The 25,756-nt window shown below is 68.6% G+C and carries 15 protein-coding genes and 1 pseudogene; 3 read left to right on the forward strand and 13 right to left on the reverse strand.

Annotated features, from left to right (window positions below; translation table 11 throughout):
• Positions 1 to 20: 20 nt before the first annotated feature.
• Together NKT36_RS18710 and NKT36_RS18715 are read right to left on the reverse strand one after the other, a co-directional pair.
• Positions 21 to 1,865 (reverse strand): ABC transporter ATP-binding protein, encoded by a 1,845-nt coding sequence (locus NKT36_RS18710; RefSeq protein ID WP_327053949.1) that lies wholly within the window; start codon positions 1,863 to 1,865, stop codon positions 21 to 23.
• Complete coding sequence (locus tag NKT36_RS18715; RefSeq protein ID WP_327053950.1) at positions 1,862 to 3,718, reverse strand: ABC transporter ATP-binding protein; 1,857 nt, start codon at positions 3,716 to 3,718, stop codon at positions 1,862 to 1,864. The genes NKT36_RS18710 and NKT36_RS18715 overlap by 4 nt, the downstream gene beginning before the upstream one ends.
• Before the next feature lie 432 nt (positions 3,719 to 4,150).
• Between NKT36_RS18715 and NKT36_RS18720 the strand changes: the two are divergent.
• Positions 4,151 to 4,567, forward strand: a pseudogene (locus NKT36_RS18720) (helix-turn-helix domain-containing protein); the annotation flags it as partial.
• A 361-nt stretch (positions 4,568 to 4,928) separates the two neighbouring features.
• On the opposite strand, the gene NKT36_RS18725 reads toward NKT36_RS18720, so the two are convergent.
• The 8 genes from NKT36_RS18725 to NKT36_RS18760 all read right to left on the reverse strand — a co-directional run bounded on the left by NKT36_RS18725 (position 4,929) and on the right by NKT36_RS18760 (position 17,402).
• A complete protein-coding gene (locus tag NKT36_RS18725; protein WP_327053951.1) occupies positions 4,929 to 5,849 on the reverse strand; it encodes a tetrahydromethanopterin S-methyltransferase subunit H family protein in 921 nt (306 codons plus the stop codon).
• Positions 5,850 to 5,906: 57 nt separating this feature from the next.
• A complete protein-coding gene (locus tag NKT36_RS18730) occupies positions 5,907 to 6,713 on the reverse strand; it encodes a DUF1638 domain-containing protein (RefSeq protein ID WP_327053952.1) in 807 nt (268 codons plus the stop codon).
• Positions 6,714 to 6,854: 141 nt separating this feature from the next.
• Positions 6,855 to 8,798: an ASKHA domain-containing protein gene (locus NKT36_RS18735; protein WP_327053953.1), complete on the reverse strand. Its 1,944-nt coding sequence runs from the start codon at positions 8,796 to 8,798 to the stop codon at positions 6,855 to 6,857.
• A gap of 90 nt (positions 8,799 to 8,888) precedes the next feature.
• Positions 8,889 to 9,635, reverse strand: coding sequence for a cobalamin B12-binding domain-containing protein (locus tag NKT36_RS18740; protein WP_327053954.1), 747 nt, complete (start codon positions 9,633 to 9,635; stop codon positions 8,889 to 8,891).
• A gap of 213 nt (positions 9,636 to 9,848) precedes the next feature.
• Positions 9,849 to 11,045: an NAD(P)/FAD-dependent oxidoreductase gene (locus tag NKT36_RS18745; protein WP_327053955.1), complete on the reverse strand. Its 1,197-nt coding sequence runs from the start codon at positions 11,043 to 11,045 to the stop codon at positions 9,849 to 9,851.
• A 72-nt stretch (positions 11,046 to 11,117) separates the two neighbouring features.
• The gene (locus NKT36_RS18750) at positions 11,118 to 12,281 is read right to left on the reverse strand and encodes a trans-sulfuration enzyme family protein (protein ID WP_327053956.1); all 1,164 of its coding nucleotides are present in this window, start codon (positions 12,279 to 12,281) and stop codon (positions 11,118 to 11,120) included.
• 2 nt (positions 12,282 to 12,283) lie between these two features.
• Entirely contained in the window at positions 12,284 to 14,803 is a 2,520-nt protein-coding gene (locus tag NKT36_RS18755; protein ID WP_327053957.1) for a GcvT family protein, read from the reverse strand.
• A gap of 79 nt (positions 14,804 to 14,882) precedes the next feature.
• Positions 14,883 to 17,402 (reverse strand): GcvT family protein, encoded by a 2,520-nt coding sequence (locus tag NKT36_RS18760; RefSeq protein ID WP_327053958.1) that lies wholly within the window; start codon positions 17,400 to 17,402, stop codon positions 14,883 to 14,885.
• 169 nt (positions 17,403 to 17,571) lie between these two features.
• Here NKT36_RS18760 and NKT36_RS18765 point away from each other — a divergent pair, with 169 nt between their 5' ends.
• Positions 17,572 to 18,288 carry a DMT family transporter gene (locus NKT36_RS18765; RefSeq protein WP_327053959.1) on the forward strand — a complete coding sequence of 239 codons (717 nt, stop codon included), beginning with the start codon at positions 17,572 to 17,574 and terminating at the stop codon, positions 18,286 to 18,288.
• Positions 18,289 to 18,329: 41 nt separating this feature from the next.
• On the opposite strand, the gene NKT36_RS18770 is transcribed toward NKT36_RS18765, so the two are convergent.
• Positions 18,330 to 19,808, reverse strand: coding sequence for an HAL/PAL/TAL family ammonia-lyase (locus NKT36_RS18770; protein ID WP_327053960.1), 1,479 nt, complete (start codon positions 19,806 to 19,808; stop codon positions 18,330 to 18,332).
• A 248-nt stretch (positions 19,809 to 20,056) separates the two neighbouring features.
• Between NKT36_RS18770 and NKT36_RS18775 the strand changes: the two genes are divergently transcribed.
• Positions 20,057 to 21,655 (forward strand): N-acyl-D-amino-acid deacylase family protein, encoded by a 1,599-nt coding sequence (locus tag NKT36_RS18775; RefSeq protein ID WP_327053961.1) that lies wholly within the window; start codon positions 20,057 to 20,059, stop codon positions 21,653 to 21,655.
• An 899-nt stretch (positions 21,656 to 22,554) separates the two neighbouring features.
• Here NKT36_RS18775 and NKT36_RS18780 read toward each other — a convergent pair.
• Together NKT36_RS18780 and hutU are read right to left on the reverse strand one after the other, a co-directional pair.
• Positions 22,555 to 23,946: a dihydroorotase gene (locus NKT36_RS18780; protein ID WP_327053962.1), complete on the reverse strand. Its 1,392-nt coding sequence runs from the start codon at positions 23,944 to 23,946 to the stop codon at positions 22,555 to 22,557.
• On the reverse strand, positions 23,943 to 25,664 hold the full coding sequence (hutU, locus tag NKT36_RS18785; protein ID WP_327053963.1) for a urocanate hydratase: 1,722 nt from the start codon (positions 25,662 to 25,664) through the stop codon (positions 23,943 to 23,945). The genes NKT36_RS18780 and hutU overlap by 4 nt, the downstream gene beginning before the upstream one ends.
• Between the last annotated feature and the right edge of the window lie 92 nt (positions 25,665 to 25,756).

Below are 25,756 nucleotides of genomic sequence, written 5' to 3' on the forward strand. Positions count from 1 at the left end.
GGCCGTCCGTTGGGGAACCGCTACGGGGAGAGCGCGTCGAGGTTCCCCACCTGGACGTTCCACAGGGTCGCGTAGGTGCCGCCCCGGTCGACGAGTTCCTCGTGGGTCCCCTCCTCGACGACGGCACCGTCTTCGAGGACCAGGATGCGGTCCGCGCCGCGGACCGTCGAGAGGCGGTGCGCGACGACGAACGTCGTCCGGTCCCGGGTCAACTCGTCCAGCTTCTCCTGCAGCACCAGATCCGTCTCGTTGTCGACGTGGCTGGTCGCCTCGTCGAAGACGAGGATGGGCGGGTCGGCGACGATGGCGCGGGCGATGGCGACGCGCTGGCGCTGCCCACCGGAGAGTCTCGTGCCGTCCTCGCCGACCTCGGTGTCGTAGCCGTCCGGCAGGTCCGTGACGAACCGGTGGGCGCCGGCCTCCCTGGCGGCCGCCTCGACGCGGTCGTCGGACGCGTCGTCGGCCCCGTACGCGATGTTGTGGCGGACCGTCCCGTCGAACATGTGCGCGTCCTGGTCCACGTAACCGATGGCGTTCCTGAGACTCTCCAGGGAGACGTCGTCGACGTCCTGGCCGTCGACGGCGACGGTCCCCTCGTCGGCCCCGTAGAACCGCAGCAGGAGCTTGACGAGCGTCGACTTCCCCGCCCCCGTCGAGCCGACGATACCGACGGTCTCTCCGGGCGCGACGGAGAAGTCGACGTCGTCGACGACCCGCCGGTCGCTGTCGGGGTAGCTGAACCCGACGTTCTCGAACGCGACGCTGCCGCCGTCGAGCTCCAGGTCGCGGTCCGCGTCGGTCTCGCGGCGTCCGTCGACGTTCGTGAGCCCCTCGATGCGCTTCGCGGACGCCTTCGCGGACTTGTACCCGCCGACGACGCCGCCGAGGTTCTTCAGCGGGAGCGCGATGCGTTCCATGTAGAAGAGGAACGGGACGAGTTCGCCGGCCGTCAGCGTCCCGGTGAAGACGAGCGGCGCGCCCTCGAGGACCCAGTACGTGCCGAGCGCGAGCGTCAGCAGCAACCAGGTGCCGGCGACCAGCCTGTTCGCTGGCTCCTGCCAGACGGCCGTTCGCCGGCTGGCGAACCGCGCCCGGAAGAGGTCGCGCGAGGCCGCCTCGACGCGTTCGCACTCGTGGTCACGGGCCGCGAACGACTTGACGACGTCCGTGCCGCTGACGCTCGTCTCCAGGCGGGCGTTCAACGCGCCGCGCTCCGTCCGGACCCTGTCCTCGAGCGGTTCCAGGCGCTTCGAGAACCAGACGTTGACGCCGGCGAGGATGGGCCCCGCGAGCAGTACGAACAGTGCGAGCTGCCAGTTGAGCACCGCCATGTAGACGAACGCGCTGGCGAGCGTGACGACGATCCAGATGGTAGCCCCGACGAGGACGTTCAGGAAGGTGTCGAGCTGGTTCACGTCGTCGTTCAGGACGCTGATGACGTTCCCCGTCCGGCTCTCGTCGAAGACCCCGAGTTCGAACCGCTGGACGGCGTCGAACTCGTTCACCCGGACCGTGTGCAGGAACCGCTGCGTGAACACGCCGAAGCTGTACTCCTCGACGAACGCGCCGAGGTTGGTGACCAGGTTCAGCGCGACCAGCAACACCGTGACGAACCCGAGCAGCGGCAGCGGTTCGGCGGGCACCCACGCCGACGGGACGAACGGGACCGCGAACGCCCGGTCGTTGAACAGCGCGTCGATGCCGAGCCCGATGAGGAAGACGTCCGCGTAGCTCAGGAAGTTCGAGACAGCACCCGCGACTGCGGCGACCACGAAGTAGTGGCCGTCCGACCGCCCGTACTTCCCGAGGAGCGCGAGCAGGGGATAGTCGCTCTCGGCCTTCTCGGCGATGGTCGCGTCCGTCATCCGCGCACCTCCTCGTACCGTTCCGCGACGCCGTCGCTTCCGGCGGCTACCTCGCCGGTCTGGATGCGCCAGAGTCGCGCGTAGGTCCCGTCCGCCGCGACGAGTTCGTCGTGGGTCCCCTCCTCGACGAGTCGCCCGTCGTCCATCACCAGGATGCGGTCGGCACCGCGGACCGTCGAGAGCCGGTGGGCGATGGCGAACACCGTCCGTTCGCCCGACATCGACAGCAGGCTCCGCTGGATGTCGACCTCCGTCCGGTTGTCGACGTGGCTGGTCGCCTCGTCGAAGACGAGGATGGGTGGGTCGGCGACGATGGCGCGGGCGATGGCGATGCGCTGGCGCTGTCCGCCCGAGAGGGTCGCGCCGCGTTCGCCGATCCCGGTGTCGTACCCCTTGTCCAGTTCGCGGACGAACTCGTGAGCGCCGGCGCGCTTCGCGGCCGCGACCACCTCCTCGCGGGTCGCGTCCGTCGCGTACGCGACGTTCTCAGCGACCGTGCCGTGAAAGAGGAAGGGGTCCTGGCTCACGTAGCCGACCTGTTCGCGCAGACTCTCCACGTCGACGGACGCGACGTCCTGGCCGTCGACGCGGACGGTCCCGGCGTCGGGATCGTAGAACCGGAAGAGCAGCTTCAGCAGCGTCGACTTCCCCGCGCCGGTCGACCCGACGACGCCGACGAACTCGCCGCCGTCGGTCGCGAAGGAGACGTCGCCGAGCGTCTCGCCTTCGCTCGCCTCGTACGAGAAGCTGACGTCGTCGTAGCGCACGCGTCCCTCCTCGACGACCAGGTCCGGGGCGTCGTCGGGTTCCGCGAGTCTGTCGTCGCTCCGGAGGACGTCGACGACGCGCCTGCTCGACGCCTGGGCGTTCTCGACCTTGTCGATGACGTCGACGGCGAGGCGCCGCGTCGGGTCGAGGAACGAGAACGTGTAGAGGATGAAGGTCAGGAGCGTGCCGGGACTCAGCTCCGCGGTGAAGACGGACGGCGGCCCCGCGATGATCCAGTAGCCGCCGAGCGCGAACAGCCCCCAGATACCGACCGCGGCGATTATCCACGAGACGCGGTTGTAGATGGTCCGGAGGCGGACGCCCGCCCACTTCGCGTCCCTGTACCCGGCGGACGCCGCCGCGACGCGCTCCCGTTCTGCGGGCTCGCGCGTGAACGCCTTCACCGTACTCAGCCCCTCGACGGCGTCACGCAGGCGGACGTTCATCGTTCCCACGCTCTCGCGGATGGCGTCGTAGTGTGGCTCCAGCAGCGACGCGTACACCCGGCCGGTCGCCGCGAGAACGACGGGGAGCACCGCGACGACGACGGCCAGGTTCCGGTTCAGCAAGAGCATGAAGGCGAACGCGCTGACGACGCCGCCGCCGTAGCGGACGCCGTCGCGCGCTCCGTAGAAGAGGTCGCGGAGGTTGGTGACGTCGTCGTGCAGGACGCTCAGCACGTCGCCGCTATCGCGGGCGTCGTAGAAACGCATCGAGAGCGACGCGGCGGTGTCGTACGCCTCCGTCCGGATCTCGTGCAGCGTCCGGAGCGTGGCCTCCTCGTACACCAACTGGCCGTACCACTTCGCCGCGCTCTCCCCGACGATCGCCGCTCCGAGCACGCCGACGGTCAACAGGCCCTGTCCGGTCGTCGTCGACGGGATCCACGCCCCGGGGACCAGCGGCAGCGCGTACGCCCGGTCGTTCAGCAGGAGCGCGTCGAGCGCCACCCCGATGAACAGCGCCGGAACGCGCTGCAGGAAGAGTGCCAGCAGGAGGAGACCGAGTCCTCCCGCGAACGCTCCCCACCGCGGTCTTGCGAACCTCTCCAGTACGTAGCGGATGGGCGTCTGCGTCTCGCTCATGGATGGTGCTACGGCTTCGAAGAGAGCGGGCGACCGTTCCCGACGATTCTCGCGTCGTTCCCGTGCTCCCGGCGACGCCCGCTCGTGGCCCTTCGTGTCCCGTTTCGCGCTCTCGATTTCATACACTCTGGCCGGAGCGGGAGCCGAATAAGTGTTAGCAGCAACGGATTTGTGTTGGGTTTCTAATACGTGTCTGCGGGCGAGCGTCACGTCGGTCGTCGCCGGAGGCATCCACGCCTGTACGGCGATTCCTTTCCGTACGGCGTCGTTCGCACGCGGTGGTCGACCGCCGTCGGGCGTCCTCGGACGACTGCCGACCAGTCCCCGGACCTGCAACCGGCAGGAACTCGTCGGAACCGATGGGGGAGGCCCGACGCGCGATACTCCGGAAAGGCGTTAGAATTATTTACCCGCCTGTGGTCGTACCGACCGATGGGCCGACTCGAGGACGTCACTGTCGAGGAACTCCAGGACGCGCTCGACGACGTCGAGGGGAAGAAGCCGACGCAGCGACTCCTGGCTGCCATCGCGTACAAGCACGGCGTCTCCCAGACCGAACTCGCCGAGTGGCACGGCGTCCAGCGGAAGACGATCTACAACTGGTTGACGCGACTCGAAGCGCAGCCGATCGACCAGGCGGTCCGGGACGAGGCCCGGAGTGGCCGGCCCCGGAAACTCGCACCCGACCAGCAGGCCCGCGTGGAAGCGGTACTGGCGGACCCCCCGGCGGACGCCGGCTACGACGCGTCGGCGTGGACGCCGGAACTCGTTCGCCGGTACCTCCGGGAGACCTTCGACGTCGAGTACTCGCGGCCGAGCTGTCGGCGGCTGCTGAACGAGGCTGGGGTCGACTGACCAGGATGCGTGGAAGTGCCGTCGAGGCCGGGGTCGCGGCTCGTCCTGTACTCCGCGAGTCGACGGGCCGTGACGGGGATGCACGCCACTGCAGTCGCTGGTCGTTCGTGCACGGACGTCCGGTACAGCACGGCGCAGAAGTGCACGCCCGCTGTGGGGGCACGCCATCCGGGAACGGTTCGCCGATCGGAACGGGCGTTCGTCCGAGAGTCGAGTAACGACATCTGGACACTGTCCGCCGACCGGCCGGAGCGCCAGTTTCGTCGCGCGAGGTGCGAGGAGTTCCCACCGCACCACCGGCAACCGTTTCGAGGCGCTTCGAGCGACGTCGTCGCTGAGGGGGTGTCGACGATGTTCAGCTGTCGCCTTTCCGGAAGATGCTGAACAGCGGGTGGTCGCTCGACGGCCGCCGGCGCTCGCCCATCTGCGCACCGTACCCGACGTAGGCGTCGGCCATCGACACCACCTCGTACATCTCGGGGGCGCTGTGAATCGTCCCGTAGAGGTTGAAATCCGCGCCCATGAAGATGATCGAGGCGTTCGCGACGGCCTGGCGAAGCTGTCGCGAGTCGCCGCTCATCGGGTCGGCCATCTCCCAGCGAACCACCTCGTTGTGGGGCGAACAGCCGGCCGGGATGCCGTAGCGGTCCTTGATCTCGTAGATCGCCTTGGCGGCGAACCCTGCGTCGGGGATGTCGATGACCGCGGGGTCCACCATCGCGTTCTCGATGCCGGCCTCCTCGGCGACCTCCAGGTTCTTCTCGAGTGCGTCGAACCGCCCCTGCAGCGTGAGGTTCTGCGTGTCGATGCTGAGGAGCACGGCCGTCTCGATACCCGCGTTCTGTATCGCTTCGATCTCGATCTCGACCTCCTTCGTCGAGGACTCGATCGAGTTGTAGATCACCCGGTCCTGGATGCCGATCTCGCCGACGTGTTTCGCTGCCTCGGACCTGATCGTCGGCGTCGGTCCGTCCATGAACATCGGGAGGTCCGTCTCCTCGGCGACGAAGTCGACGTGCTTCTTGAGCGCCTGGGGACTGTCGCCGATGACGTCGAGAATCGCCGGGTTGCCCGTCCGCTCGGAGAGTCGCTCGACCTCCCGGATCGCTTCCCTGGCGGCTTCCTCGTCGAACTCGCCGGTCTGGGGGTCGTCGAGGATCGAATCTCCCTTGTAGAAGATGCTGCCGACCATCGCCGTCGGGTGTTCTCCGGGCTGGCCCCCGAGCGTGACGCCACCGATCTCGAATACCTCCTGTTCCTCGTCAAACGTGAACATCACACACAGTGTCGGTCACGACGGCTTTATATCTTCTCATCGCTCAACCCGCCGTATTTAGCTGACCACGGGTGTCCCGGGCGGGTATCTCTCGCCGCGTCCCGACTCGACCTCGTCCGGGTCGGACGAGAGGAGCGCCCCGAGCGCAGCGTCGTCGGCGTCGGTGACGGTGAGTTCGACCTCGTGTCCGTCGCCGTGATCTCGCGACAGTCGTTCGAGGAACGCCCGGAACCGTTCGGCGTACTCGTGGTGGAGCGGATAGAGGTCGCCGGTGTCGAGCAGCGTGACGGTGTCGTAGTACTGGACGATGCGGTGGACGAAGCGGCCGACCTGGTCGCCGGTCACCCGTTCCTGGGCGTCGAGTGCCCGTTCGTATAGCTTCCCCTCGTTCCACGTGAACCGCAGGTCGTCGTGCGACGATTCGGCGCGTCCGAACCGGTCGACCAGGTCGCGTTCTCCGCCGACGTAGGCGCAGTGGAGCTTGTAACTGTCGACGGCGCAGTCGATCCAGCCCCGCGAGAGGTAGTACGTTCCGAACTCCTTCCGTTCGCTGCCGACGCCCGACCCGGACTCCGGGAGGAACGTCGAGAGACAGTCCGCCGACCGGGCGACCACGAGGGGTGCGTGCCCGGAGCGGAGGCCGGTGAGGTTCTCGCCGTCGTCGGCGTACGCCACCACGATCCGGTCGAGCGAGGGGTCGTCGACGGCCTCGATTCGCCGTTGCAGGACGCGCGACACCGCCGTCTCGTCCGGGACGTTCACCGGGAACTCGTGGCGGTCCGGCGGCACGTACCGGACCGTCGCCTCCGGGGCGTGCCGTTCGATCACGTTGTAGAGCGCTTCGCACGCGACGACGCCGATCACGGTCGACCTTCGACGGTGCCCAACTTAAACGAACGGCATCGGACGGGACCACTGCGCCCCGAGCGCCTTTCGTCGTTGCGTTCGGAGTTGCCGTCCCGCGGACGTCTCTCGCCCACGGGACGTCCACCACGGTCGGCGTCGTCAGTCGTCCATCGTCCTGACGTCGTCGACCGAGCGAAGCGTCTCGATCCGTTCCCTGACGTGGGGATAGGCGTCGAAGTCCTGGTGGGGTAGGTACATCGACTCCAGGAACTTGTCCCGGAAGACGTCGGTGCCGGCGATCTCGTAGTACTCGATCTCGTCGACGATGCGTTCGGCATCCGCGCGGCGCTCGCCGTCCAGGAGGGCGAGTTTCGCCCCGATGCCGGCGGCGTTGCCCAGCGATTCCACCCTGTCGAGTTCGACGTCCGGGAACAGGCCCATCGTCATCGCCGATTCGGGGTCGATGTAGTTGCCGAAACCGCCGGCGAGGACGACGCGGTCGACCTGCTCGATTTCGAGTTCGTCCACGAGAACGAGTGTCCCCGCCTGGATGGCCGCCTTGGCCATCTGGATCTCCCGGAGGTCGTTCTGCGTCAACACGACGTCGCCCGCGACGGCCGTCTCCTCGTCGAAGGCGAGGACGTACTCGACGACGTCGTCGTCGTTGCGACGGACGCGCCGGTGATCCATCACCTCCTCTCTGAACTGTCCCCGGCGGTCGACCAGGCCGGCCTCGAACAGGGCCGCGAGAGCGTCGATCACCCCCGACCCGCAGATCCCGTTCGGGGCGGCGTCGCCGATGGTTCCGAGCGTCGGCTCCCGGGTGTCGAGGTCGACGTCGACCTGGTCGATTGCGCCCTGCTGTGCGCGGAGTCCGTGGGTGATCTCGGCACCTTCGAGGGCCGGGCCTGCAGGGGCGGAGGTCACCCACATCTTCTCGCCGTTACCGACCGATATCTCGCCGTTCGTCCCGATGTCGATACACACCGTCGTCTCGTCCTCCTCGTGGTGGCCGGACACGAGCAGTACCGACACCTTGTCGGGGCCGACCCAGCCGCCACTTATCGGGAGCCAGTAGCAGTAGCCGCCGTCGTGGATGTCGACGTCGAGGTCGCGCGCCTTGACCGCGACGGGCGCGTGGTTGGCGGCGACGTAGGGCGACCCCGCCACGTAGGACGGCTCGATACCCAAAAAGAGGTGGTGCATCGCGGTGTTCCCGACGAAGACGGCCTCGAAGATCTCGTCCCTGCCGACGCCTGCCTCGGCGGTCACCTCCTCGATGCACTCGTTCACTCCGTCCCGGATCGCGCCCTGCAACTCGTCGCGGCCGTCCTCGTTGCGCCGGGTGTACCGGACCCGGGTCATGATGTCGCCGCCGAACGTGGTCTGGGGGTTCAGTTGCGAACTCACGGCCTCGGTCTCGCCCGTTCGGAGGTCGACGAGGTACGTCGCGAGCGTGGTGGTCCCGACGTCGATCGCCAGGCCGTACGCCGTCTCCTCCAGGCCGGGCGTTACGTCGATGACCTCCTGGTCGTCGTACACCGTGACAGTCACGTCGAGCGCGTCCTCGTCCTCGACCTCGCCCGCCCGCAGGTCGTTCGGGAGGCTGCGGTGGGTCAGGTGGTCGAACTCCTCGACCGTGAGGTCGTACGTGGCGTCGAGTCCCTGGCGGACGCGCTCGCGGTCGGCAACGTTGTCCTCGAGCGTCGGCGCGGACAGTTCGACGTGGTATCGCTTCACAGCGGGGTCGAGGTCGACCGCCATCTCGCGGCCTTCCGTGAGCACGATGCCGCCCGTGTTCTGCGTGGAGCTGGGAACCGTCGACCGGACCGGTCCGCACTCCACCTCGGCTCGACAGGAGAGGCGATAGCCGTCGGCGAGCTGGTCGGCGGAGAGGACGAACTCGTCGGCGTCGCTGCGGTCGGAGAGGCACTCCTCGCCGTCGTCGACGATCATCTTGCAGGTGCCACACATCCCCTGGCCCCCACACAGCGCTTCGACGCTGATCCCGGCGGCCTCGGCCGCGTCGAGTAGCGTCGTCCCCTCCGAGACCGAGATCTGCTCGTCCATCGGGGAGAAGTCGACCGCTGGCTCGTCGCTCATACGTACAGTTGGTCCATGCCTCCGTGCAAAAAGTTATTGCGTGACACGGTGCCGTTGCGAGAACGCCTTCTCAACCGGTCCGTGACGCCGTCAGCCGGTCTGTCGATGGCGCACGTCTTCCTGTTCCTCTTCGCCTTCGACGAGTTCCAGCGCACGGTTCACAGCAACGTCGGCGTTGTCGCCGTAGCCGTCGGCGCCGATCTCCTCCTTCCACTCCGGGGAGGTGGGCGCGCCGCCGACCATCACCTTGACGTCGTCACGGAGCCCCTCGTCCTCGAGCAGTTCGATGACCTCCTCCTGATGGTCCATCGTCATGGTCATGAGCGCGGACATCCCGAGGATGTCGGGGTCGTGCTCTCTGACGGCCTCGATGAACTCCTCGTTCGGTACTTCGACGCCGAGGTCGACGACGTCGAAGCCGTTCGCCTTCAGCATCGTCACGAAGATGTTCTTGCCGATGTTGTGGATGTCCTCGTCGACCGTTCCGATGACCACGAGACCGCCGGTGTCCTCGTCGCCGAGGTCCATCTCCGACAGCAGCGGGTCGACGTGCTGGACGCCGGCCCGCATGCAGTCGGCCGACATCGCCAGTTCGGGCAGGAACACCTCGCCGCGTCCGAACTTGTCGCCGACCGTCTTGACGCCCTTCGTCAGCCCATCCTGGAGGATGTCCAGGGGGCTGTAGCCCTCGTCGATCGCTTCGAGCGTCAGCTCCTCGGTCCGATCCTCGTCGAGGTCGATGATCGACTGCTGGATCTCCGCGAGGAGCGGGTCGTCGACGTCACCTGTGCGGTCGTCTGCCTGATCGAGATACTCCTCTCGCTCATCTTCCCCCATGTTTGTTGCTCACTATCATGGAGACTGCCGCATCGGATATAAATTCTTGGCCCGAAAGAAAGATATGTACACTGACGTACGGGTGCGACTGCTCGCGGCTGCGCCGTCCGAGCGTTCGGGGCGGGTCGGTCCCGTGGTGGCTGTCGACCCTGGGCGCGGTGGGCGCTCCGCCGTCGACGGCTCCGCGTCACCGTCGGTGGCGCGCTCGCCCGGTCAGATCTTGTCGCCCGGCCCGCCGTGACCCGCCGCGCCGTCCTCGAAGCGGTCGAGCGAGAAGTGGTCGACGTCGACGAACTCGGTGTCGCCTTCCGTCACGAGGTCGGTGAGAATGCGTCCGACGGCGGGCCCGTGTTTGAACCCGTGCCCGGAGAACCCGCAGGCGACGAAACAGCCGTCGGGGCCCACCTGGTCGACAATGAAGTCGTGGTCGGGCGTCGTCGAGTAGACGCCGCAGTACTGGCCCTTGACCCTCGACTCCGCGAGTTCGGGGGCGAACCCTTCGAGTTCGTCGAGGAGCTGGAGGGTGGTCTCCTGGTCGGGCGACCCGTCGTATCGGTCGGGGTTCACCGTCTCGTCCGTGTGATGGGTTGCGACGAGGACGCCGTCGCCGAAGTCGGAGCGCATGTACCAGTCCCCGCCCGGCGCCCCAGTGGTCGGTACGAGGTCGGGGTACTCCTCGGCGAACCCTTCGGGTGGGTCGAGGACGAGGACCTGTTCCCGCGTCCGCTCGATGGGGACGTCCACGCCGAGCCGGGCCATCAATCGGGGGGTCCACGGCCCCGCGGCGACCACGACGGTCTCGGCGGCCACAGCCCCGTCGTTCGTCTCGACGCCCACGACGGCGTCGTCCTCGACTACGAAGTCCTCGACGGCGACGCCGGTGACGACCGTCGCGCCCGCGTCCTGGGCCGCCCGCGCGAACCCGCCGGCCGCGTCGGTCCCGTCGGAGTAGCCCGCGGCGTCGTCGCTCACCGCGAAGTCGACTCCCTCCAGGTCCAGCATCGGGTACTGCTCGTCGAACTCGTCGGCGTCGTACTTCGTCACCGGGACGTCGAGCGACGAGAGCACGTCGCCGCCGGCGTCGGCGTACTCCCCTTCCGGCGTCCCCTCGACGCCGAACCGTACCAGTGGACTGTCCGCGTGGGCGATCGCCTCCCCGGTCCGCTCCTGGAACTCGCGGTAGAATCGGTGGCTCCACCACGCGGTCTTCGCGTAGATCTCCTTCGGGCCGTAGTGGTGGCGGAGGATGGCCGACGAATCGCCCGTCGAACCGCTGGCTATCTTGTCCTTCTCGACCAGCAGGACGTCGAGGTCCGTCTCGGTCGTGAGAAAGTACGCCGCGCTGGTCCCCATGATGCCGCCGCCGACGACGACGACGTCGGCACGCTCGGGAAGGGTTACCAAACTCATACCGGAAGGTGGGCGAACGGAACGAAAAAAGTTCTGTCACCGCGCCGACGGATGGTGGAACGGTCGCCCGCATCAATCGGGGAACGCAGAGCGGAGGTCGTCGAGCAGGTCCGCCGCGTGTTCGACGCCGACCGACACGCGGACGAGCGTCTCGGGGATGTCGTCCGCGTCAGTCCCGGTGACCTCGTCGTGTGTCATGAGCGACGGTACCTCGACCAGCGACTCGACGCCGCCCAGGCTGACGGCGAGCGAGAACTCCTCCAGGCGGTCGACGAACGCCGCCGTCTCGGCCTGGCTCCCGTCGAACTCGAACGAGAGCATCCCTCCGAACCCGGACGTCTGTCGGCGCGCGAGGTCGTGCTGTGGATGGCTCTCCAGGCCGGGATAGCGGACCCTGCGAACGCGCTCGTGGTCGTCGAGGAAGCGCGCGATGCGGAGTGCGTTCTCCTCGTGGCGCTCCATCCGAAGCGCCAGCGTCTTCAGCCCACGGGTGACCAGGAACGCGTCGAACGGCGAGAGGGGGTTCCCGAGGCCGATGCCCTGTGCGAACGACAGCGACTCCGCGACGTCGTCGTCGGACGTCACGACGACGCCACCGTTGGAGTCGCTGTGACCGTTCAGGTACTTCGTGGTGCTGTGGACGACCAGGTCCGCACCGAGGTCGAGCGGCTGCTGGAAGTACGGGCTCATGAACGTGCTGTCGATACCCAGCGGCACCCCGTGCTCTTGGGCGACGGCCGCGTTCGCCTCGACGTCGCACAGCCGCAGCATGGGGTTCGTCGGCGTCTCGAGCCAGACGAGCCCCGTCTCGGGACGGACGGCGTCGGCGACGTTCGCCGCGTCCCGCGCGTCGACGTAGGAGACGTCCACGTCGAGGTGGGCGGCGAAAAGCTCCGAGAGCATCCGCTCCGTGCCGCTGTAGAGGTCGTCGAACGCGACGACGTGACCGCCCGCACCGACCTGCGTCAGGACGGCGGTGAAGATGGCCGCGGTGCCCGACGCGAACGCGCGGGCGTGCTCGCCGCCTTCGAGCGCGGCGAGTCGCTCCTCCAGTGCGTCCCGCGTCGGATTCTCGATGCGCGAGTACTCGTAGGCGATGGCGTCCTTGTCCAGTTCGTCCCACGTGTACGTCGTCGAGAGGTGTAACGGGTCGACGACGTCGGTCGGTGCTCGGCGGTCCCGGTCGTCGTCTCCGCCGACCGCGAGCGTCTCGAATCTGGCGTCGGGGTCAGCCATGGTCAGCCCAGGATGCGCTCGCGCTCGGGGTCGAAGAGTGGCTCCTCCCGGACCGTCGCGGGGTAGCGTTCGTTCTCGTACTGCACCGCAACGCTCGTCCCCGCCTCGGCGTACTCGTTCGAGACGTACCCGTAGGCGATCGGTGCACCGACGCTGTACCCGTAGCCGACGCTCGTCGTGTAGCCGACGGTCCCGGCACCGTCGAGGACCGGCGCGCCACCGGTCGGCACGCGGTCGGTGTCGTCCAGCGTGAGACAGGCGAGTCGTTTCTCGACCGCGCCGTCTGCCGCGTCCGTGAGCGCCTCGCGGCCGACGAACTCGGTGTCCATGTCGACCGCGAAGCCGAGTCCCGCCTCGAACGGGTCGTACTCCGTCGTCAGGTCCGTGCCGTACAGCCGGAACCCCTTCTCGAGGCGCATGGTGTCGAGTGCGCCGTCACCCATCGCCACCGCGTCGTACTCCTGGCCCGCCTCCCAGAGGTACTCCCAGAGCTTGCGGCCGTACTCCGTCGCCGTGTGCAGCTCCCAGCCCAGTTCGCCCACGTAGGACACGCGCAGTGCGGTCACCGGTATCTCTTCGAGGTAGGTGTCCTGGGCGCTGAAGTAGGGGAAGGCGTCGTTCGCGAGGTCCGCCTCCACCAGCGGCGCGAGCAACTCGCGGGCGTCCGGTCCCCAGACGCCGACGCCGGCCCTGGACGAGACGCGGTTCGTGACCGAGACGGCGTCGTCGCCGTCGGCCTGCTCGCGCAGCCAGGCGAGCTGTTCCGTTCCTGCTGCGCCGCTGTTGGCGAGCACGTGGTATCGGTCTTCGGCCAGGCGCACGACCGTCATGTCGCCCAGGACGTTCCCCCGAGGATTGCACAGCAGCGTGTATCGGGCGTCCCCGACGTCGATGGCCATGTCGTTCGTGAACGCGCGCTGTGCGAACTCGGCCGCATCGCTCCCCTCGATGTCGATTGTGGTGAAGTTCGAGAGGTCGAACAGCCCGACGCCGTCGCGGACCGCGAGGTGTTCGGCGGCCTCGATCGGCGACCAGAACCGCGCCTCCCACCCCGTCCGCTCGGGAATCTGGTCGCCATAGCGGTCCAGCAGGCTCTCGTTTTCGCCGTACCACCGCGCGCGCTCCCAGCCGTCGGCCTCGTAGAACTCGGCGTCCAGGGCGGACTGCTGGCCGTAGAACGGGCCGGTGCGGAGCCCCCGATTCGTGACCGCCGACTCCCGCGGATGGACGACGTCGTAGACGGTGTCGTACTGGCGGTATCCCCGGTCGCGGACGAACGTCTCGCTCCCCGAGTGGGGCTGGAAGCGATTGATGTGCGCGGGGACCACGTTCTCGCTCGCGCTACCCGCGTCCATCATCTCGGCCACCGTCCGCCCGACGCCGCCGGCGTGGGTCAGCCAGACGGCCGCGGCGACCCAGAACCCGTCGACCGACGGCGCCTCGCCCAGTATCGGCATGCCGTCGGGCGTGAAACAGAACATTCCGTTGTACGCCTTCTCGACCGACGCGCCGTCGAGGTCCGGGAGCACGCGGACGGTCTCCGCCCAGGCGTCGCCGAAGTGTTCCTCGGTGAACGGTCGGGTCGACGGCATCCGGATGGGGTCGTGATTCGACCCACGACCCGGAACGTAGTCGTACACGGGCGACTCCTCCATCGCATCCTCGCGGTCGTCGATGTCGTGCGGGTCGACGAGCAGCGGTTCGTGGTTGTACGAGCCGATACCGTAGCCCGTCCGGTGCTGACGGAAGTACATCGCGGCGTCCTGGTGGCGGAGGAACGGGTGGTCGACGTCCTCGGTGGCGTCGGACAGGACGTCGAGTTCGTCCGTGACGGCGTACTGGTGCTCACAGGGCGTCAGCGGAATCTCGACGTCGACCATCTCGCCGAACAGCGGTGCCCAGATGTTGCCTGCGACGAGCAGTTCGTCGCACGCGATGCGACCGCGGTCGGTGACGACGGCCTTGACTCCGCCGTTCGCCGTCTCGACGTCCGTCACCGCCCTGTGCTCGTGGAACTCGATACCGCCGTCTTCCGCACCCTGCCGGAGTGCGTCCAGCAGGTCGACGCTGTTCATCCGGCCGTCAGTGGGGACGTAGAACCCGCCGCGGATCGCGTCCGGGTCCACGAGCGGGACGCGGTCCGCGACCTCTGCCGGCGTCAGCCGTTCCGCGCCGTCGATTCCCCACGCCGTCGCCTGGTCCATCCGCCGGTCGAGGAACTCCATCCGCTCGTCGGTCGTGGCGATCTCGATCCCGCCGACCGCGTCGAACGCCCCGAGGTCGGTGTACAGTTCCCGGGTGTACTGCGCCCAGTTGGCCATCAGCTTGCTCGGCGTCGTCTGGAAGAGCCCGCCCGGTGCGTGCACCGACGAGCCCCCCGTCTTCGGGATGGGTCCCGCGTCGAGCACGGTCACGTCACCGCGGCCGCGCTGTGCGAGGTGGTAGGCGGTACTGCATCCGACGATTCCTGCGCCGATGATGACCGTCCCGGTCCGATCGGGTGGTTTGTTAGCTCCTGTCATGCGTCACGTGGGCTTCTCTTGTCTGGACAATAAGAATAATGTCTGCGAAACGTCAACAATCGGCGCTGTGCGGGTCCTCTCACCGGAGCAGTCGGTCGCGGCCGGGGTCGAACAGCGGTTCCTCGCGGACCGTCGCGGGGTAGCGCTCGTTCTCGTACTGGACCACCACGCTCGTCCCCGGGTCGGCGTGTTCGACGGGGAGGTAACTGGAGACGATGCCCCGGCCGACGCTGTAGCCGTAGTCTGCGCTCGCTGCGTACCCGACGGTCTCGTCGTCGACGAAGACCGGTGCGCCGTTGAACACGACCGCATCCGGGGCGTCGAGCGTCACGGCGGTGCGCGTCCGGTTGGGCCCCTCGTCGGCGACCGCCTGCAGCGCCTCGCGGCCGACGAACTCGGTGTCCATGTCGACCGCGAAGTCCAGTCCCGCCTCGAACGGGTCGTACTCGGGGGAGATGTCCACGCCGACCAGCGGATAGCCTTTCTCGAGGCGCATGGTGTCGAGCGCGCCGTCGCCCATCGCCACCGCGTCGTACTCCGCTCCTGCTTCCTGCAGGTACTCCCAGAGCTTGCGGCCGTACTCCGTCCCCGTGTGCAGCTCCCAGCCCAGCTCGCCCACGTAGGACACCCGAAGCGCGGTCACGGGCACCTCTTCGAGGTAGGTGTCCTGGCCGGTGAAGTAGGGGAAGGCGTCGTTCGAGAGGTCCGCCTCCACCAGCGGCGCGAGCATCTCGCGGGCGTCCGGTCCCCAGACGCCGACCGCACACCGGCCCGAGACGTCGGCGGTCACGGTCACCGAGCCGTCGTCAGGGGCCCGCTCGCGGAGCCACGCGAGCTGCTCGGTGCCGGCCGCCCCGCTGTTGGCGAGCACGTGGTATCGCTCCTCGGCCAGCCGCACGACCGTCGCGTCGCCGAGGATGCCGCCTCGCTCGGTGCACAGCAGCGTGTACCGGGCGTCGCCGACGTCGATGGCCATGGCGTTGGTACAGACCCGCTGGACGAAATCCAGCGCGCCCGGCCCGGTGACGTCGACGTTGGTGAAGTTCGAGAGGTCGAACAGCCCGACGCCGTCGCGGACCGCGAGGTGTTCGGCGGCCTCAACCGGCGACCAGAACTGCGCCTCCCATCCCGACCGCTCGGGGATCTGGTCGCCGTAGGCGTCCAGCAGGCCCTCGTTCGCACCGTACCACCGCGCCCGCTCCCAGCCCGCGGCGGCGTAGAACTCGGCGTCGAGGGCAGTCTGGCGGTCGTAGAACGGCCCCGTTCGAAGTCCCCGGTTTGCCGTCGCTGGTTCGCGCGGGTGAACCAGGTCGTAGACGGTGTCGTAGGCGTAGGCGCTGCGGTCCCAGCCGTACCGTCGACTGCCGGCGTGCTCCTGGAAGCGGTTGACGTCGGCACCGAGCAGGTTCGTTCGGGGGTAGCCCTCGTCCATCCACTCCGCCATGGCCCGCCCCACGCCGCCGGCGTGGGTCAACCAGACCGCCGCGGCGATCCAGAGGCCGTCGACGCTCTCTGGTTGGCCCACGAGGGGCATGCCGTCTGGCGTGAAGGCGAAGACGCCGTTGAACGACCGGTCGACCTCTGCGCCCGAGAGCGCCGGGATGAGACGACGCGCGTCCTCCCAGGCGTCGTCGAAGTCGTCCTCGCGGAACGGCTGGTTCGCCATCATCCGGATGGGGTCGCGGTCCTGCTCTTTCCCCACGAAGTAGTCGTACACGGGCGTCGACTCCGGTGCTTCCTGGAGGTCGGGCAGGTCGTGCGGGTCGACGAGTCGCGGCGCGTGGTTGTACGAGCCGACGCCGTACCCTTCCCCGTGCTGGCGGAAGTAGAGCGACGCCTCCTGGTACCGGAGCCCCGTCAGGTGCGCCTCCTCGTCGGCTCCCTCCAGTTCGGGCAACGACTCGGTGACGACGTACTGGTGCTCGCACGGAACCAGCGGGACGTCGACGTCGGCCATCTCGCCGAACAGCGGCGCCCAGATGTTGCTCGCGACGAGCAGTTCGTCGCAGGCGATGCGCCCGCGGTCGGTGACGACGGTCTGCACCGCGCCGTTTTCCGTCTCGACGTCCGTCACCGTCGTGTGCTCGTGGAACGTCGCGCCGCCGCTCCGGGCGCGGTCGGCCAGCGCCTCCAGCAGTTCGACGGTGCGCATCAGTCCGTCGTCGGGGCTGTAGTACGCGCCGAGGATCTCGCCCTCGTCGACGAGCGGATTCAGGTCGGTCGCCTCCTCGGGCGAGAGGACCTCGCCCCCGCGAACGCCCCAGGAGCGACCGTAGTCGGCCAGCCGTCGGGCCTGGTCCAGCCGCTCGGGCGAGGAGACGAGCTCCAGCAATCCGTCGGCGTCGAAGCCGCCGAGGTCGGTGTAGAGTTCCTGTGAGTACTGTGCGAACTCGCTCATCAGCTTGCTCGCAGACGTCTGGACGAGACCGCCCGGAGCGTGGACGGTCGACCCGCCCGTCTCGGGGATCGGTCCCTGGTCGACCACGGTGACGTCTTCGCGGCCACGCTCGGCAAGGTGGTAGGCGGTACTGCAACCGACGATGCCGGCACCGACGATCAGGACCTCCGTCTCGTCGGGGGGCGTCCTCCCTGAACTCATAGTGTGGTAGAGAATCACAAACGTAATAAATCCACGGTCGGGGAATCTCCGACCCCCGTGCAAAGGATGAAGTCCCGGCCCAACACAATTCTTGCACGTCTCGCGGCGTATCCGCAGACGATCGGGGTCGCCGAGCGAACAGCACCGCTCGCGTGCACGGATCGGACGCGTGTCTCGCTACCGCAACCTCGGCCAGTTCGTCGCGCTCGGCAACGGCCTCGGCTTCGTCGGCCAGCAGTTCACCACCGGGAGCGTCGCGAGCATCGTCTTCTCGCTGATCCCGCTGCTCACCGTCGCCTTCGCCTGGGGTATCCTGCCCGACGAACGCCCGACGTCGCTGGGGCTTCTGGGCGTCCTGCTCGGCCTCCTGGGCGTCGCCATCCTCGTCGGTCCCGACGCGACGACCCTCCTCGCATCGACCGTCGTCGGGACGGGGATCGTGTTCGTCGCCGCCGTCGCGACGGCGCTGGGGACCGTCCTCGTCCGGCGGTGGTCGACGTCGCTCTCGAGCACGCCGCTCACCGCGTGGGCGATGGTCGTCGGCGCACTCACGCTGCACGCGGGAAGCCTCGCGACCGGAGAGCGGGTCCCCGACGCGACCATCCCGGTCGCCGTCGTCCTGGCGACGGTGTACCTCGGCGTCGCGTCCAGCGCCCTGGCCTACGCGATGTACTTCTCCATGCTCCGCCGGTTCACCGCCCTGGAGATGAACCTCGTCACGTACCTCACGCCGGTCGTCGCGACGGTGGCGGGGTGGGCGCTCCTGGACGAACCGGTCACACCGTCCATGGTCGCCGGCTTCGTCGTCATCGTGGCCGGGTTCGCGCTGCTGAAACGGCGCGCGCTCGTCGAGGAGGTCCGACGCGACGGGACGCGCGCCGACTAGCTGGCTCGCCACCCTGGGTCACGGCGTCGCTGTCGCCTGGGTCACGGCAGGTCAACTCCTTCGTCGCGCGCGAGCGACGACACCGTCCCGTCGGCCACGAGCGTCGCGGCGGCGTCGATCCGTCGAGTCGTCTCCTCCTCGTCGATCCGGCCGGCGAGGCCGTCGACGATGGCGTCCGCGCGAGGTGAGAGGTTCACGTCGGCGATGCGTCGAACCTCGATCGCAGCGAGGAGTTCGACGGCGACCGCGGCCCGAAGCTTCTCGACCGTCGTCGCCAGGTGGTCCGTCGCGATCGTCCCCATGCTCTGGACGTCCTCCTGGCCGCCGGAGACGATCGAGGTCCGGTCGCTCGCCGTACCGAGCGTCGCCGCCTCGCGGACGAGCGACGCCGCCGAGTAGTGCGCCCGTACCAGTCCCTGTTCGAGACCAGGGTTCGCGGCCACGAACGGCGGCGACGACCCCCGGCCCTGCACGTAGAGGTGGACCCGTCGTTCGACGACGTGACCGACCTTCACGAGTGCCCTCGCGAGCGCGTCGGCGGCGGCAGCGACGTGCTGGCCGTTGAACCCGCCGTTGGACAGCACGACGCCGTCCGGGAACACCAGCGGGTTGTCGGCCGCGCTCCGCAGTTCCGTCTCGGCGACCGACCGTGCCTTCGCGAGCGCCTCCCTGGCGGCCCCGTGGACCTGCGGGATGGTCCGGATGGAGAGCGGGTCCTGTGCCACGGTCGCGTCCCGTTCGGGGTCCAGGTCGAGCACCTCCCGGACCACCCTCGCGCTGGTCGCGTCACCCTCGTGGGGACGGACCTCGGTCACGCGCTCGGAGAACGCGCTGGGCATCTGCCCGACGAGCGAGAACGTGAATGCACCGGCGAGGTCGGCGGCAGCGAGGAGTTCGCCGGCGTCGTGGACCGCGAGCGCGAGCCGACCGGTCATCAGCCCCGGGCCGTCCATCAACGCTAGCCCCTCCTTCGGTTCGAGCGCGAGCGGGTCGACGTCCGCCTCGCGCAGCGCCTCGTCGGCGGACAGGCGTCGGCCGTCGCGGAACGCCTCACCCTCGCCAGTCAGGACGTACCCGATGCCCGCGCTCGCACCGTAGTCGTCGCTGTTCCCCCCGTCGCCGACGACGGGGTGGACGCCGGCGTTCAGGCAGTCACAGAGCCGGTCGACGACGGTCGGCCGAACGCCCGAGTAGCCCGTCGCGAACACGTTCGCACGGGCGAGCATCGCCGCCCGCACCTCGTCGACCGGGAGCGGTTCGCCGACCGTCGCGTTCGCCGCGAGGAGGTTCTCCTGGAGCGTCCGGCCGTCGGCCGGGTCGATGGCGACGTCGTAGAGGTCGCCGAACCCCGTGTTCACCCCGTACACCGGTCGGTCGTTCGCGTCGACGATGTCGTCGACGACCCGCCGGCTCTCCGTCATCGTCTCGCGGGCTTGCTCGTCCAGCGCGACCCGTTCTCGATTCCGCGCGACGGCGACGACGTCGCCGACGTCGAGCGAGCCGTCGACGGTGACCGTCATCGTCGCTGGCCCCCCTGCGTGTCACTGGTACGCATGATGGCAACGTGCGATGACGGGACGTATAAAGATACGGTCATCTGGAGCGCATCCAGAACGCAGCTATCGCGTGACACGGGCGACGAGAACGCCGTGCCGAGAGCCGCCGACGGGACGGACGCCGAACGGGGGGCTGCCGCGCTGTTCGCCCGCCGCCGCTGGGAGTGCCGTCCTGGCCTACCTTTTTACCCCCACCACTTGTCCGTCAGTGCATGTCGGTCGACACGGTCTTCGTCGACGCACGAATCGTGGACGGAACGGGAGTGCCGTGGTACCGCGGGTCGGTCGGCGTCCGGGACGGCGAGATAGCGTTCACGAAACGGGTCCGCGAACCGGACGTCGACGCGGCCGAACGGGTCGACGTGGACGACGACGTCCTCTGTCCGGGGTTCGTCGACACGCACTCCCACTCCGACCTCCGCCTGTTCGAGGACCCGACGCTCGCGCCGAAGATACGTCAGGGAATCACCACCGAGGTGCTCGGCCAGGACGGCTTCTCCATGGCGCCGCTCCACCGCGACGGCGCCGCCGAGGAGTGGGCCGAGCAGTTGAGCGGCCTCGCCGGCTCGACCGACCGCGAGTGGACGTGGGGAAGCGTGGACGAGTACCTCGACGCCGTGGCTGCCGACGGCGTCGCCCCGAACGTCGCCACGCTGGTCGGCCAGGGGACGGTGCGCTTCGAGGTGATGGGGATGGCCGACCGGGACCCCACCGAGGACGAACTGTCGGAGATGCGTCGCCTCGTCCGCAACGCGCTGGACGACGGCGCGCTCGGACTGTCGACCGCGCTGGTGCTGACGCCGTGTTCGTACGCGGACACCGACGAGCTTCGTGAACTCGTCGCCGAACTCCGGCCGTACGGCCGTCCGTTCGTCGCGCACGTCCGGAGCGAACGCGGTGGCATCTGGGAGGCGCTCGACGAGTTCGTCGACCTCGGCGCGACCGAGGACGTTCCGCTCCACCTCTCGCACTTCAAACTCGGCGGGCCACCGCAGCACGGGAAGACCGACCGCGCGCTGGGACTCGTCGAAACCGCCCGGGAACGCGGCGTTGACTTCACCGCGGACCAGTATCCCTACACTGCCTCCAGTACGCTCCTCTCCTACGTGTTGCCGCCGTGGGTCCACGCGAAGGGGCCGGACGGCGCGCTCGACTACCTCCGCGACGAGGACGCCCGCGAGCGGATCAGGCGGGACATAGAGGAGTACCGCATCGAGGGCTGGGACAACCCCGGAGCGTACTCCGGGTGGGACAACGTCGTGGTCACGAACGTCCAGTCCGCGGAGAACGAGCACCTCGAAGGGTCCTCCATCGCAGACGTCGCGTCCGAACGCGACACGAATCCGGTGTACGCCGTCTGCGACCTGCTCGCCGAGGAGGAACTGGGCGTGAGCATCCTCAACCACTTCATCGACGAGGACGACGTCCGTGACATCCTCGCCTCCGAGCGGGTGAACGTCATCACCGACGGGCTGTTCGGCGGGAAACCCCATCCGCGGGTGTACGGCTCGTTCCCGAAGGTCCTGGGGACCTACGTCCGGGAGGAGAACCGCCTCTCCCTGGAGACGGCGGTCCGGAAGATGACCGCGCTCCCCGCGCGGTCGATGGGCCTCTCGCGGAAGGGCATCGTCCGCCCGGGGATGGACGCCGACCTGGTGGTCTTCGACCCCGAAGCGGTCGCGTCGCCGGCGACGTACGAGGACCCGAAGCAGTATCCCCGGGGTATCTACGACGTCTTCGTCGACGGGACGGCGGTCGTCCGCGACGGCGAGATAACCGGCGCGACGCCGGGGGAGACCGTCAGGGGGTGACCGCGCCGGCGGTCCCTCGCCCGGCGTCGAGCGGACCGGCGACGGTCACGTCGGTGCCCGGACGACCGACGGGAACGGGAGGTCGAGCATCGTGGAGAGGCCGGGGTCGCCCGAGAGCGCCTCGCTCTCGTCGCCGGTATCGATGACCGTCACGCCCGAGACGCGGCACGAACACTGTTAACTATTGGCATATACGTGGCACGTCCTGACAGAACCACACAACGAACGTCGAGGGCTCTCCCGTCGATGGGAGTACCGGATCGCTCGCGTCGTTCGCTATCCCCCCGTTTCTGCAGCCTCGATCGAGTGCAGAAGTCGCCGACGCGGGCGTGTGGGACTCGTCCGTCATCATCGACCGGCCGCCAGCACCATCGGCGCGCTGCGTACGTCACCCGCGACGTCTGCGGCATCAACTGGCTGCAGGATTGTCACTTTGAGCCGAATATTAATGGTGTATTCATAAACCTATCATATAAAACACATTTGTCTTTACGCCAGTAGAGTTGTAATGCCAGGCTGCGACCGAACGATGTCCAATCGACTTCCCGCCTCCCCGATCCATCGACATCGACGCTTGCCACCTCGCCAGTATGGGCGTTTCGACTCGTCGCTCCGAGCCGAGACGGGGATGCGCACCCGCTACCCGGTAATGCGGTCGGGTCAGTGGGGACTGCGGGACGAGGTCCGTGCCAGCAGTCGTCGCGCACCCGTACGCAGCGGACCCGATACTGGTACGACCGATTCCCGCCGACGGTTCGCGTTGCTCACCCTGTTCACGCGACGGTGTCGGGAATCGTGGAGTGTTGCGGACAGGTCCCCCGGAGAATGCCCATCGCGTCAGCCCGACTGTACCGACGAACACCGGAACAGACCGGTGTGCCGGCGGTGTCCGTCGCACGTCACGTGCTGCCACCGGCGAGCGGTCGGTCGACGTGGGTGCCGTGACCGGGGTCGGCGACGACGTCGCCGCGGTCGAACGCGAGCGTCCCCCGAACGATGGTCTGGGTGGGCCACCCCGTCACCGTCCACCCGTCGTACATGGTGTAGTCGGCGTGGCTCTGGAGCAGGTCCGGGGTCACCGTCCGGGTCTCCTCGAGGTCGACCACTGCCAGGTCCGCGTCGCTGCCGACGCGGACCGTCCCCTTGCGGGGGTAGAGGTCGTACGCCTTCGCGTTGTTCGTGCTGGTCACGGCGGCGGCGCGTTCGAGCGAGATGCGGTCCTCGTGGACCCCCTCCGAGAGCACGAGCGGGAGCATCGTGGCGCTGGACGGCGACCCCCAGCGCCCGTCCCAGATGTCCTCGCCGACCTTCTCGTCGCGGCGGTTGGCGATGTGGTCGGTGCCGACGCAGTCGATGGTCCCGTCCCGGAGGTGACACCACAGGGCGTCCTGGTCCGCCTGCGAGCGGACCGGTGGATTGATGCGCATCCGCTGGTCGCACTCGTCGCACGTCAGCGCGAGGTAGTGGGTGCAGGTCTCGGCGGTCACGCCGTAGCCGAGCGACTGCAGATCGGCGATATCGCTGGCGGTGCGCCGCGAACTGACGTGGACCACGTAGAAGTCGTCGTCGTAGCCGTGCTGTCTGGCCAGGTTCGCTCCCGCGACCGCCGCCTGCGCCTCGGCGTAGCCCGGGAACTTCTCGACGATGGCCTCGTAGCCGTCCGCGCCGGCCTCCCGGAGGTCGCGGCTCAGTCGCTGGGTTATCTCGGCGTTCTCCGCGTGGTACGCGAGCGTGGTCGGACCGTCCAGGTCGGCCAGTCGCCTGACGAACCGGTCCGCCACGTCGTCGAGGAGGTTCCGCTCCAGGTCGAACCGCTCTGCCACCTGGAGCTTGTAGTTGCCGTACCACTTGAACGACGTGATGCCGTACTCGTCGACGACGTCGGGTATCTCGGCGACGTGGCGGTCGGACAGCAGTCCGAGCGTGAAGAAGTAGTCGTGGCGGTAGTTCTCCTCGGCGGCCGCGACGTAGTCGTCCATGACCTCGGCGTAGGGCTCGCCGCGTCGGAAGATGTTGCCCACGGTCGTGACGCCGCCCACCAGACCGGAGCGCGACTCCGTGTCCGCCTCCTCGGCCAGGGGCCGGAAGAGGCCGTGGTGGACGTGCGGGTCGACGACGCCCGGGAGGACGTGCCGGTCGGTGGCGTCGACGACGGTCTCGCCCGCCGAGGAGAGGGTGCCCGGAGCGGCGATGCGGCTTATCCGGCCGTCGTCGGCCGCCACGTCGGCCTCGAAGCGACCCTGTTCCGGCGAGACGACCGTCCCGTTCGCGACGACCAGGTCGTGAGTCACCGGTCGTCACCTCGTTCGCGCATCGGAACGTGGACGCCCGACGCCTCGGCCTCCGCTATCGCGTCGTCGTAGCCGGCGTCGGCGTGGCGGAACACCGCCGACGCGGGGTCGGCGTCGAACACGCGCCGGGCCTTCTCGGCGGCGAGGTCGCTCCCGTCCAGCACGACGTGGTTGTTCGTGCTCGTCACCTCGCCGACCGCGCCCGCGCTCCCGTGAACGGCGACGATGTCGGCCCCGGCCGCGCAGTTGAGCAGGGCGTTCAGTATCGGCCAGTCGGCGATGGCGTCGGAGCCGTCCTTCATGTCCTCGGTGGCCTCGTTCGGGCTGGCGATGCTCCCCCCGTCGAGCTGGTCGCGCGTGACGACGATGGGTGCGGCGAGTTCGCCCTCGGCGACGAGGTCGTTCGCCCGGAGCGCGAAGCGGGCGCGCTCGGAGAGCCCGTCGTCGCCGGCGCGGTAGCCGAGCCAGCAGACGCGGGCGGGCAGTCCCTGGAATTCGACCTCCTCCTGGGCGAGTTCGATCCACCGGTGGAGGGCCTCGTCGTCGGTGATCTCCGTGACGAGTTCGTCCGTCCGGGCGATGTCCGCCTCCTCCCCCGAGAGTGCGACCCAGCGGAAGGGACCGCGTCCCCGGCAGAACAGCGGCCGGACGTACGCCGGTGCGAACCCCGGAATCTCGAACGCGTCGTCCCGGCCGCGCTCGCTGGCGACCTTCCCGCGGATGTTGTTCCCGTAAGCGAACGTGGCCGCCCCGCGCTCCTGGAGGGCGAGCATGGCGTCGACGTGCCGTTCCATGGTGTCGAGGCTCGCCGCGACGTACCGGTCGGGGTCCTCCTCGCGGAGGCGGTCGGCCTCCGCGGCGGTGTATCCCGCCGGGTAGTACCCCTCGAGTTCGTCGTGTGCGGTCGTCATGTCCGTGAGGACGTCCGGGACGCGGTCGCGTTCGCACAGTCGCTCCAGGAGGTCGACGGCGTTGGCGCGGACGGCGACGCTGTACGCCTCGCCGTCCTCGGCCGCTGCCCACGCCCGGTCGATCGCGTCGTCGACGTCGTCGGTCGCGTCCTGGCAGTAACCCTCCTCGATGCGGCGGTCGATCCGTTCCTGGCTCACCTCGGCGACCAGACACGCGCCGCGGTTCATCGTCACCGCCAGGGGCTGGTTGCCGCCCATGCCGCCGAGGCCAGCCGTGACGACGACACGCCCCGCGAGGGTGCCGTCGAAGTGCTGGCGTGCACACTCCGCGAGCGTCTCGTAGGTCCCTTCGAGGACGCCCTGTGCTCCGATGTAGGCCCACGAACCGGCCGTGTAGTTCGCCATCACGGTCAGTCCGGCGTCCTCGAACTCCCGGAAGTGGTCGTACGTGTCGTACTTGCTCACGATGTTGGTGTTCGCGATGAGGACCCGTGGTGCGCGCTCGTGGGTCCGGACGCGACCGACGGGCTTGCCCGACTGGACGACCAGCGTCTCGTCGTCGCCGAGGTCGCGCAACTCGGCGAGGATGGTGTCGTAGGCGTCCCAGGAGCGTGCCGCTCGTCCGACCCCGCCGTAGACGACGAGGTCCTCGGGGCGCTCCGCGACCTCCGGATCCAGGTTGTTGTTCAGGAGGCGGAAGGCGGCTTCCTGGCGCCAGCCCTCGCACTCGAGGTCCGTCCCCGTCGGCGCGCCCCGATATCGGTCCCACTCGTCGGACGGGGGTCCGACGATGTCACTGTCTGGCATGAGTTCACACATGGCGAAGGAGGGCATAAAGGTACGCCATCGCGTCGCTCTCTCCGACGAGAGCGCTCTACCGGACGAGTGACGTCCAGTGT

The organism is Halomicrococcus gelatinilyticus (assembly GCA_024227995.1).
Classification (GTDB): domain Archaea; phylum Halobacteriota; class Halobacteria; order Halobacteriales; family Haladaptataceae; genus Halomicrococcus; species Halomicrococcus gelatinilyticus.